The sequence below is a fragment of the Stenotrophomonas panacihumi genome (assembly GCF_001431645.1).
GTDB classification, from domain to species: domain Bacteria; phylum Pseudomonadota; class Gammaproteobacteria; order Xanthomonadales; family Xanthomonadaceae; genus Stenotrophomonas_A; species Stenotrophomonas_A panacihumi.
This window is the reverse complement of the sequence record NZ_LLXU01000113.1, coordinates 1-11,732: the sequence shown is the minus strand read 5'-3', so window position 1 is coordinate 11,732 and position 11,732 is coordinate 1. Positions and strand designations below refer to the sequence as shown.

5 protein-coding genes and 1 riboswitch are annotated in these 11,732 nt (G+C 66.3%); of the genes, 1 reads left to right on the top strand and 4 read right to left on the bottom strand.

Annotated elements, in window-relative coordinates; translation table 11 throughout:
• Window positions 1-24 precede the first annotated feature (24 nt).
• From ARC20_RS14540 to thiC, 4 genes are all read right to left on the bottom strand, one after another.
• Complete coding sequence (locus ARC20_RS14540) at window positions 25-2,871, bottom strand: TonB-dependent receptor (RefSeq protein ID WP_057648374.1); 2,847 nt, start codon at window positions 2,869-2,871, stop codon at window positions 25-27.
• A gap of 47 nt (window positions 2,872-2,918) precedes the next feature.
• Window positions 2,919-3,812, bottom strand: a complete 894-nt coding sequence (locus ARC20_RS14535) for a helix-turn-helix transcriptional regulator (RefSeq protein ID WP_057648372.1) — start codon at window positions 3,810-3,812, stop codon at window positions 2,919-2,921.
• Window positions 3,813-3,924: 112 nt separating this feature from the next.
• Window positions 3,925-6,267: a winged helix-turn-helix domain-containing protein gene (locus ARC20_RS14530; protein ID WP_057648370.1), complete on the bottom strand. Its 2,343-nt coding sequence runs from the start codon at window positions 6,265-6,267 to the stop codon at window positions 3,925-3,927.
• A gap of 392 nt (window positions 6,268-6,659) precedes the next feature.
• On the bottom strand, window positions 6,660-8,537 hold the full coding sequence (gene thiC, locus ARC20_RS14525; protein WP_057648367.1) for a phosphomethylpyrimidine synthase ThiC: 1,878 nt from the start codon (window positions 8,535-8,537) through the stop codon (window positions 6,660-6,662).
• A 97-nt stretch (window positions 8,538-8,634) separates the two neighbouring features.
• Window positions 8,635-8,737, bottom strand: a riboswitch (TPP riboswitch).
• Between the two features lie 316 nt (window positions 8,738-9,053).
• On the opposite strand from thiC, the gene ARC20_RS14520 reads away from it, so the two are divergent.
• The coding region (locus ARC20_RS14520) for a TonB-dependent receptor (protein ID WP_057648415.1) at window positions 9,054-11,732 on the top strand (2,679 nt) is incomplete at its 3' end.

The following is an 11,732-nucleotide window of genomic DNA, read 5'->3' as shown; positions in this document are numbered from 1 at the left end:
TGTTGCAACCGTTGCTTCGATGGATCAGAAGCGCTGGGTGTACTTGGCGTAGATGAAGCGACCGATGTCGAAACCGCCGTAGTAGGCGAAGTCGCTGTTCGGGGCCGAGTACATCAGCGGGCCGCGGTGGTCGAACAGGTTGTTCGCACCCAGCGCGATCGTCGCGTTCCACGGCGCCTTCCAGCTGACCTGCAGGTCGTGGAAGGTGTTCGAACCGGTGTGACGCAGCGGATCGGATTCACCGTTGGAGATGTGGTCCGGCGCATCGCACCAGCCGTCGGCCAGGGTGATGCAGCTTTCCTTCATGCCCGAGTAGTAGCGCAGGTTGTAAGCGGCGGCGAAGTCGCCACGCTCCCAGTTCACGCCCACGTTCGAACGCACGCGGAAGATGCCCGGCTCACCGACGCGGCCGATGGTGATGTTCTCACCCGCGGCATTCTGGCCGGCTTCGTCGTACTTGCTGACGTAGCTGGTCTGCCAGTCGATGTTGAACTGGCCGATGCCCATTTCCGGCAGGCGGTACTTGATGCCCACGTCGTAGCCTTCGGTCTCCATCTGGCCGAGGTTGGCCAGGCCGTAGAACATCTGCGTGATGTGGCCATCGGCGGCGCGGGTGACGCCTTCGCAACGGGTGCTGTCGCCCAGGACGTAGCAGTCGCGCAGGATGCGATCAACGCTGTCGGCGATGATCATGTTCTCGATCTTGTAGTTGTACCAGTCGAGCGAGATATCCAGGCCTTCCACCCAACGCGGGCTCCACACGATGCCGGCGGTCTTGCTCTTGGAGGTTTCCGGCAGCAGGTTCGGGTTGGAGCCGTTGATGAACTGGTCCGGGGTGGCGCACGGGTAGGCCGAGCAGGGCTCCAGGCCCTGGCCGAGCTGCACGTAGCCGAGCGGAACGCCAGCGGCGTTACAGGCGGCATTGCCGTTCACGCTGCCCGGGGCGTTGGCACCGCACGGGTCGATGTACGACTCGAACGAGCTGCCGGTACCGCCGTACAGGTCGTTGATGGTCGGCGCGCGGAAGCCCTCGGCGTAGGTGCCGCGGACCAGCAGCTCGTCGATCGGACGCCAGGTGAAGCCGAACTTCGAGTTGATCGTGTCACCGAAGTTCGAGTAGTCCGAATAACGGCTGGCGACGTTGATCGTCAGTTCCTTGGCGAACGGAAGGTCCGACAGCACCGGGACGTTCAGCTCGAGGTAGAACTCGTTGAGCTGGTACTCACCCTCGGTGGTGGTGGCGGCCAGGCCGGTGCTCTGACCCGACTGGTTGAAGGCGTCCGGCACGAAGCGGCCTTCTTCCTTGCGGTGCTCGTAACCAACGGCCAGGCCCAGGTCACCGGCCGGCAGCGTGACGAGCGAACCGGACAGGTTCGCCGTGAAGCTGGTGGTCTTGGTGCGGCCGGTGTCGGTGAAGTACGGGAACAGGTAGTCCTGGGTGGCCTTGTCGGCCAGCGAACCCTGGCCAGCCACGCCGTACGGCAGCAGCGGGTTCCACGGGCGGCAGGCGCTCAGGTCGACCGGGTTGGCCGCGCTGCCGCACTGGGCGACGCCGTCGGCGTTGATGAACGACGGGCCCAGGGCCTGCTGCGAAGCAATCAGGCTCATGTCGCCGTGACCGGTCTTGGTCACGTCGTTCTGGTTCCACAGGGCGCCCACGTCCCAATCCCAGGTGTGCTCGCCCATCTGGAAGAAACCGCTGACGGTCGGCGCGAAGCGCAGGGTCTTCAGGTTGCTTTCGGTGGTGCGCGGCACTTCCCACAGGCGACGACGGAAGTCGATGTCTTCGCCCAGCGGGTTGAACGCCGAATCAGCCGACAGCGGGGTGTCGAAGGCAGCCGACTGGTACGGGTAGCCGGCGATCTGCTGGTCGGTCTTGCGCTCGTTGTAGAGCAGGTCCGCGTTGAAGGTGATCGAATCGGCCAGGTCGTAGTTCGCGTTGACGTAGACCGACTTACGCTCGATACCCGTCTGCAGCATCATCTGCTGGTTGGCGTTGGCGTATTCGCTCGAGGTGATCGGGTGGTAGTCAGCGACGTTGCTCGGGTTGCCGCCCTGGTTCAGGGTGCACCACGCGTCGGCGCCGCCGGCGCCGCACGGACCGAACCACGAACCGTTCTGGCTCAGCGCGCTCCAGTTGCTCGGGGTCGAGTTCGGGCCCAGCGAGCCGTCCTTGCTGAACCAGCGATCCTTCGCGAAGACCGGATCCTGCTTGTTGTATTCGGCCGACAGGGTCACGCCGCCGCGCTCGCCCTGCGAGCCGATGGTCAGCGAGTACTGGTTGGTGTCACCGTCGCCCTGGCTGTACTGGCCGTATTCGACGCTGGCTTCAGCACCGTCGAAACGCTTGCGGGTGATGATGTTGACGACGCCGGCGATGGCGTCCGAACCGTAGATGGACGACGCGCCGTCCTTCAGGATCTCGATGCGCTCGATCGCCGCGAACGGGATCTGGCTGAGGTCCTGCAGGCCCGAGGTGGTGGCACCCAGGCGCTTGCCGTTCATCAGCACCAGGGTGCGCTGCGCGCCCAGGTTGCGGATGTCGATGTAGTAGCCACCCACGTCCTCGCCCGAGGCCAGGGCGTCGGCGCGCGAGATCGCCGGGGAACCGGCCGAGGTCAGGTTCTGCAGGACGTCGGCCACCGAGGTGTAGCCCTGCTTCTCCAGCGCCTGGCGATCCAGGGTGATGATCGGCTGCTGGGTCTCGACGTCGGCGCCGCGGATGCGCGAACCGGTGATCTCGATGCGGTCGAGGGTGGTGGTGTTCTGGTCAGCCGACTGCTCTTGAGCGCTGGCAAAGGCCGGCGTCAGCGCGATCGCGATGCCGGCGGGCAGCAGGCCCACCCGCAGGGCGGGAGTGCGAAGGTTCATCAATCTCTCCAAAGGTCGTTAGTGGCGTGTTAAACGCCCCAAGCAAATTACGACCGCGTGAAGGCAACCGCTTTGCGCTGCATGCCGCCTGACTTTGCCGAATCTGGCGACAGGCCCGCTTCTTCGCGATAGTGGGACGCCGAGACGCCGAAGCGCGAACGGAATGCGCGGGCGAAGCTGCAGCAGTTGTCGAAGCCGCTGGCGGCGGCCACCTCGCCGATCATCATCGAGGTGTCGCGCAGCAGGTCGGCGGCGCGCTCCAGGCGCAGGCGCGCCGAGAGGGCCTGCGGGCTTTCCTCGTACAGGCTCTGGAAGGTCTTGGAGACGTACCAGCTTGAGAAATTGGTCAGCTGCGCCAGCTCGGCCACGCGCACCACGCGGTCGCTGTTGCCTTCCAGGTACAGGCGGGCGCGCTGCATGCGGCCGAAGACCTGGCGGCGGCGGCTGCGCGAGCGGCCCGGGCAACGCTGCTCCTGCTGGGCGAACTCGCCCTGCATGGCGGCCAGGTGCAGCAGCATCGGGCGCGCGCCGGCGGCGTCGCCGGCCCGGGCGGCATTGCGCCACAGGCGCAGCGCGATCAGCAGGTCGGCCCGGCCGAGCTGGCTGCGCCCGGGGTACAGCACGCTGTCGGTCAGTTCGGCCAGGGCCTGCAGGCCGGCACCGTCCAGGCCCACGCCGATGCACAGGCCGTTGCGGTCGGCCTGCACGGTGGGGCGCGAGTCGCGGTCGAAGGCGATCCAGTCACCGGCACGCAGGCGGAACTTGCCCTCCTTGGATTCGATCCAGGAGCGGCCGCGCAGTTGCACCCACAAGGTGAACATGCCGGCGGCGGCACGGACGCTGCCCAGGCGGGCCACGGCCAGGCAGATCGGCGCGCCGGCCTGGCCATCGGCCTCCAGCGCCAGCGACAGGCCGCGGTCGGCCGTGATCATCGGGTTCATTCGCACACCCCCTGTTTGCCAAAGGGTGAGGATTGTTTTGCCGAATCGGGTGGCAATCAGGACATTTCGGCGAAATAGTGGCGAAATCGCCACGAACCCGACACCGAAGAAATTACGAAGGCGGTTTTCCGATATCCGACAACAACTTGGAGATGACGCCGAAGCTCGGCGCCTCCCGTTTCGGAAGTGTCATGAAGCCGATTCCGGCGCCATCGGTCTCGGCGATGGCCATGTACAGCGCCCCATCCTGACGATCGATGCTGAAACCGTTGATGGTGCTGAACTCGTTGGCGGCCAGGCAGGTGGCATCGGTCGGCGGCGGGCCGAGCCATTCGCCGACGGCCGAGCATTCGTTCGTCGAGGACAGGTAATAGGCGCGTCCGTTCCCCGCCAATGCCCAACTGCGGTAGCGCCAGCGCGCCGGCGCATCGCCATCGACCAGCGCCAGGCCGTTCGGCGACAGGTCCGCGCCGATCCGCCACAGGCCACTGCTGGAGAAACGCGTGAAGAACACCTGCCGCGTGCTGCTGTCGTAGCGGGCCTGCGACACATCCTCCAGCCGTGCCAACTCCTGCCACGGCTTGCGCGAGCGGTCATAAAGAATGAGTGTCGCGTCCCCTTCCGGCTCGGCCGACAACACCATGATGCGGGGGCCCTCGCCGACATGCAGGCCCTGCAACGGCCGCGGCGCGGGCACCGGCAGCGGATTGACGCGGCTTTCCGACGGCGTGACCTCGTAAAGCTGCGCGCGACCCTCGGTATCGCGGCCGATGGCCAGCAGCGTGCGGGAATCCGGCGACCAGTCCACGGGCTGCCGCGTTTCCGGCAACAGGCCCGGGATGGGATGCAGCGAATCCGGGCGCGCCAGGTCCGCCCACCACAGGGCGTATTCGCCTGAGCGGTCGGAGGTGAATGCCAGGTGGCGGCCGTCGGGCGAGATCATCGGCTGCGCGTCGCGCCCGTTGGAAGGAAACAGGTGGTCGCGCTCGTAGCCGCCATGCGCGTTGCTGCGCTGCAGGCGGAACAACGCGAACTGCGGCCGCCGCTGCACGAAGGCGAGCTGCCCGTTGTCGTGCGAGATGGAAGGAGATTCCGCGTCGTTGAGGCCGAGGTCGTGCAGCTTCCGGCTCTCCAGCTCCAGGCGATACAACCGCGACTGGCTGTCCACCCGCCGGCCGAACACCAGCCCGCTGCTGTCGGGTAACCAGTCGAAGCCGCGGATCTCCGCACGCTCACGGGTCAGGCGACGGGCCTCGCCGCCCTTCGCCGGCATCACCCACACGCCGCCGAGCTGCGGATTGCGGATGAAGGCGATCCAGCGGCCGTCAGGCGAATACTTGGGCGCGTAGTCGAAATCGCGCGCGCGACTGCCGTAGTGCAGGTCACGCCACGTGCCGGTTTCCAGGTCGAGTTCGCGAATGCCGCCGCTGGCATTGCCGCCGGTCATCGAGCCGAACAGCAAGGCATTGCGACCGGGCACCCAGCTGAAACTGAGCAGCTCGGTGAAGTCGCAGCGCGCGACCTCGCGTTCGCTCGCCGCGCCATTGGCGGCGGCCACCATCACCCGGCAGCTGCCGTCCTCACCTTGGCGGGCGAACGCGAGCTGGCGCCCATCGGGCGACCACGCTGGCGAACGGTCGGATTCTCCCGGTCCCGGCGCGACCAGCTCGCGCGAAGGCGAGTTGCTGGTGGTCTGGATGCGGATGGATGTCCCGGGCCGTGTCTCGGAGATCGACGCATAGGCCACCATCGAGCCATCTGGCGACAACGTGGGCGTCAAATCGAAGCCACCACCGGAGGTAATCAGGCGATACGGCAAGCGGGGCATGCCGACCACGCGCTCGTCCCCGCCCTCTTCGGCCAACGTGGCCATGGCCGCACGATGCTGCCACCACCAGAAGCCCAGCAACGACGCGACCAGCGCACCGAACACGAGCACGCTCAGCACGCGCCACCACCGGCGCGGCGGCGCGGCAGGCCGCGGCAGCACCGCGAAACCTGCACCGGCCGGCGCAGGCGCGGGCGTTTCGACGACTTCCGCTTCGATCGCGACGGGCGCGGCCACCGAAGCCACCGGCACCACCACGGGCGCGGCACTTTCCCATTGCACCGGGGCCAGCAGGCGATAGCCGGTCTTGGCGATGGTCTCGATGCCGCCCATGCGGCCGGCGTCATCGCCGGCATATTGCAGCGCCTTGCGCAGTTGGGTGACGGCCTGCGTCACCACGTCGTTGGTCGGCAGCGTATCGGGCCACACTTCGGCCAGCAGCTGCTCGCGCGAGACCACCTGTCCGGGCTGCTCGGCCAATACCTTCAATACCGCCATCGCCTTGGGCGTCAGGCGCTGCGGACGACGCGCGCCGGGCGCGTGCACTTCGCGCGAGGCGATATCGACGACGCACTCGCCTACCCGCAGCCTGTCCGGCTGCGCCGATCTGGTCGTGGAAGAAGCCATGAGTGGGTCGCGAAAGTCTCTCGGGCGAGGTCGGTCACATCCTTGTTCCGCCACATTCCGCAAAGCGGCGCAGCCGAATCGGTCAGGCGATCCGGATGCGAAGATTCTAACCTAGCACCCGCAACTTACCGCCCAGGCGGAAAGTCACGCATCAGGCTCTCTCTCTCGCCGACGAACTCACATAATTTGTTTCAACACTCGCGCCTCTGGCGCGATTTTTTTATCTGCGGTTCATTAAAGTGACGGCGCCGCGGCTTGCCATGTCAGGCTTTGCCGAATCTCGACACATCCAACAGCGTTGCTTCTGCGTTGACCGAACGGCCAAATATCTGGTTGTCCGAAAATGAATCGCATATAAGCGACGCGCCACCGAAGTGGCGCGCCGCCTTCCATCAAGACTGCCGATAAACCTGCGCGCCTTCGGCGAGGAACTGCGCGGACTTCTCCGCCATCCCCTCCTGCAACGCCTGCGTTTCATCCACGCCGTGCTCGCTGGCGTAGTCGCGCACGTCCTGGGTGATCTTCATCGAGCAGAAGTGCGGCCCGCACATCGAACAGAAGTGCGCCAGCTTGTGCGCATCCTTCGGCAGCGTCTCGTCGTGGAATTCCTTGGCCTTCTCCGGATCCAGGCCGAGGTGGAACTGGTCTTCCCAACGGAATTCGAAGCGCGCCTTGCTCAAGGCGTTGTCGCGTACCTGCGCGCCGGGATGGCCCTTGGCGAGGTCGGCCGCGTGCGCTGCGATCTTGTAGGCCATGATGCCGTCGCGCACGTCCTGGCGGTTCGGCAAGCCGAGGTGCTCCTTCGGCGTGACGTAGCAGAGCATCGCGGTGCCGAACCAGCCGATCATCGCCGCGCCGATCGCGCTGGTGATGTGGTCGTAGCCCGGCGCGATGTCGGTGGTCAGCGGGCCGAGCGTATAGAACGGCGCCTCGCCGCACTCGCGCAGCTGCTTGTCCATGTTCTCCTTGATCAGCTGCATCGGCACGTGGCCGGGGCCTTCGATCATGGTCTGCACGTCGTGCTTCCAGGCAATCTTCGTCAGCTCGCCCAGCGTCTCCAGCTCGCCGAACTGCGCCGCGTCGTTGGCGTCGGCGATGCAGCCCGGGCGCAGGCCATCGCCCAGCGAGAAGGCGACGTCGTACGCCTTCATGATGTCGCAGATGTCCTCGAAGTGCGTGTAGAGGAAGTTCTCCTTGTGGTGCGCCAGGCACCACTTCGCCAGGATCGAGCCACCGCGCGAGACGATGCCGGTCACCCGCTTGGCGGTCAGCGGCACGTAGCGCAGCAGCACGCCGGCGTGGATGGTGAAGTAATCCACGCCCTGCTCGGCCTGCTCGATGAGCGTGTCGCGGAAGATCTCCCACGTCAGCTCCTCGGCGCGGCCATCCACCTTCTCCAGCGCCTGGTAGATCGGCACCGTGCCGATCGGCACCGGCGAGTTGCGGATGATCCACTCGCGCGTCTCGTGGATGTGCTTGCCGGTGGACAGATCCATCACCGTGTCGCCGCCCCAGCGGATCGACCACACCAGCTTCTCCACTTCCTCGGCGATACCCGAGGACACGGCGCTGTTGCCGATGTTGGCGTTGATCTTGGTGAGGAAGTTGCGGCCGATGATCATCGGCTCGCTTTCCGGGTGGTTGATGTTGTTGGGCAGGATCGCGCGTCCGCGGGCGATTTCGTCACGCACGAACTCCGGCGTGATCAGCTTCTGGATGTTCGCGCCGAAGCTCTCGCCCGGGTGCTGGGCGAGCAGCAGCGCGTCGCGCACCGCTTCCAGGCGCTGGTTCTCGCGGATCGCCACGTACTCCATTTCCGGCGTGATGATGCCGCGGCGCGCGTAATGCATCTGGGTGACATTGGCACCGGCCACCGCGCGACGCGGCAGCGCGCGTCCCGGGAAGCGCACCGCATCCAGGCGCGCGTTGGTCTCGCGGCCGCGGCCGAATTCCGAGCTCAGCGCGGAGAGCTGCTCGGTGTCACCGCGCTCGGCGATCCAGCGCGCGCGCAGGGCCGGCAGGCCGGTGGCGAGGTCGATGCGCGCGTCCGGGTCCGTGTACGGGCCGGAGGTGTCGTACACCGTGACCGGCGGATTCTCCTCGCCGCCGAACAGCGTCGGCGTGCGGGTCAGCGCGATCTCGCGCATCGGCACGCGGATATCGGGACGCGAGCCCGCGACGTGAACCTTGCGCGAGCCCGGAATGGGGCGGGTGACGGATTCGGACAGCTGCTCGGTCTGCTGCAGCAGCGACTGGGGTTGGGCATTCATGGCGTTCGTCCTGGCTGGGTTCTGGACGAAGCGGCGGCGCTCGATGCCATGGTGGCGCCAAACCGCACGCCCACGCCGATGCCCGGCGCCCTGATCCATCGCATGTCGCGAAGCTTCCCTACGCCGGTATCAACCGGATCAGGTTCGAAGGGTGTGTCTCAACCGCGTGCCGGATGGCACGGGTACCCCCGCTTCAGCGCGTATTGAACCACAAACCCCACGCGTGCCGGGGGGCGGCGCGCCGTGTTGCGGCGCGGCATCCCACCGCGATGCATGCCGCCGCGCGACACGCGCGGGCATCGCGCGACGACCGGCATCGCCGTGCCGCTACCGCCGGCAAGCACGCCGTTTGGCGAGAAATCCCTGTGAAAAGCGCTCGTTAGATTCGCGCTAAGCCTTCGTTTCGGTTTCGTTACACCGGCGCAGGCCCACACCGACTTGCGGGGTTTTTTTCACCCCGCTTCCAGCCAACAGGAATCGCCCCATCCCATGAACACGCATCCGCTCCACCCCGCGCTGCGCCGGATTCCCCTCGCCGCCGCCGTCACCCTGGGCCTCACCGCGCCGGCCTTCGCGCAGGACAAGAACACCGCCGACGCCCCCACCAGCCTGGACCGCATCGAGGTCACCGGCTCGCGCATCCGCTCGGTCGACGTGGAAACCTCGCAACCGGTGATGGTGCTGACCCGCCAGGACATCGAGAAGCAGGGCCTGACCTCGGTGGCCGACGTGCTCAAGCGCATCTCGGTCAACGGCGCCACCATGAACACCACCATCAACAACGGCGGTGACGGCTCGGCCACGGTGAACCTGCGCAACCTCGGCTCGGACCGCACGCTGGTGCTGGTCAACGGCCGGCGCTGGGTGTCGGGCCTGACCGGCTCGGTGGACCTCAACACCATCCCGACCGCGGTGATCGAGCGCGTCGAAATCCTGAAGGACGGCGCCTCGTCGATCTATGGTTCGGACGCGATCGCCGGCGTGGTCAACATCATTACCCGCAGCAATTTCGACGGCGCCGAAGTCAACGCCTATGTCGGCCAGTACGGCCAGGGCGACGGGCAGCGCACCTCGTTCGACGCCACGCTGGGCATGAACGGTGATCGCGGCAACCTGGTCATCGGCGTGTCGAGCGTGACCGAGGACGCGGTGATGGCCGGCGACCGCACGTTGTCGTCCGAGCCTTACTACGGCTATGGCTCCTCGGCGTACAGCAGCTACTCGGCCAGCGGCAAGCTGCGCGTCAACGGCACCTGGATGGTGCTGCCCGATGGCGCCACCGGCAGCGGCAGCGCGAGCAACCCGTATTACGCGCTGGACCAGTACGTGCCGTACACCACCAGCGAGTACGGCTACAACTACGCGAAGGACAACTACCTCGTCACCCCGCAGAAGCGTGATTCGCTCTACGTGCAGGGCAGCTACGACCTCACCGACAGCATCCGCTTCAAGATGGACGCGCTGTACAACCAGCGCCAGTCCTCACAGCGCCTGGCCGGCTACCCGCTGTCTTCGGCCGGCACCGGCATCCTGATGAGCGGCGAGAGCTACTACAACCCGTTCAACACCGCGTACGGCGGCGACGGCAGCGACGCGCAGTGGTCGCACCGCCTCACCGAGTACCCGCGCCTGTACAAGCAGGACGTCAAGACCCAGCACTTCTACGGCGGGCTGGAGGGTGACTTCGAGTTTTCCGGCCGTCAGTTCAGCTGGGACGCCGGCTTCTCCACCAACAAGACCGACCAGACCGAAACCCAGTACGGCGACGTCAACCTGCTGAACCTGCAGAACGCGCTGGGCGCCTCGGCCGTGGTGGACGGCGTGCTGTCGTGCCTGGACAGCGGCGGCGCGGTGATTTCCGGCTGCGTGCCGTTCAACCCGCTGTCCCCGGCGGGCGCGGTGACGCAGGAGCAGCTGAACTACATCCTGTTCACCGCCCACAACACCTACCAGTACAAGAACAACAGCTTCACCGGCAACATCAGCGGCGAGCTGCTGGAATTGCCCGCTGGCTGGATGAGCGTGGCGGCGGGCTTCGAGCATCGCGAGGAGAGCGGCTATTCCTCGCCGGACGCGCTGATCGCCAGCGGCTACACCTCGGGCAACTCGTTTACCCCGACCTCGGGCGGCTACAACCTCAACGACTACTACGCCGAGCTGGCGATTCCGCTGTTGAAGGACCTGCCCGGCGCGAAGGCGCTGGACCTGAGCCTGGCCGGCCGCTATTCGGACTACAACACCTTCGGCAGCACGACGAACTACAAGATCGGCCTGACCTGGCGTCCGATCGACGACCTGCTGGTGCGCGGCAACTACGCCACCGGCTTCCGTGCGCCGTCGATCGAGGACCTGTACCTGGGCGCGTCGGACAGCTACGACTCCTACTCCGACCCCTGCTCCACGAACAGCAGCACCTACACCAGCGCGGTGGCGGCGGCGTGTTCGGCGGCCGGCGTGCCGGACGGCTACGTCGCGCAGTACAACAGCAGCACCGGTTCGAACTCGGGCCAGACGATCTATCCGTTCACCTACACCAGCAACCCGGACCTGAAGCCGGAGACGTCGAAGAACACGACGTTCGGCTTCGTCTACAGCCCGTCGTGGGCGCCGGGGCTGGACGTGTCGCTGGACTGGTGGAAGATCAGGATCGAGGACGCGATTTCCGAGTTCAGCGCCAGCTACATCCTGGACCAATGCTATGACAAGGGCGTCAGCGCGTACTGCGACCTGGTGACCCGCGATGCGGAAGGCACGATCACCAACCTGGTGATCAAGCCGCTCAACGTGGGCCAGCGCCGCATGGAAGGCTACGACTTCAGCGCGCACTACCGCCTGCCGGAGACGGCGTACGGCCAGTTCACGGTGACGCTGGATTCGACCTACGTCACCCGCAACGAGAGCAAGGTGGACGACGATTCGGATTGGGAGTCGACCAACGGGATCTACTGGCAGACCGATCCGAACTGGCGCCTGCGCGGCACGGTGGGGCTGGACTGGAGCTACGGCAACTTCAGTGCGAACTGGAGCCTGCGTTACTACTCGGGCATGCAGGACTACGAGTGGGGCCAGAACGACGATGGCAGCTACAACCACATCGCGGCGACGGCCTTCCACGACCTGCAGCTGTCCTACCAGCTGCCGTGGAATGCGACGGTGCGCCTGGGTGCAAGCAACCTGTTCGACAAGGATCCGCCG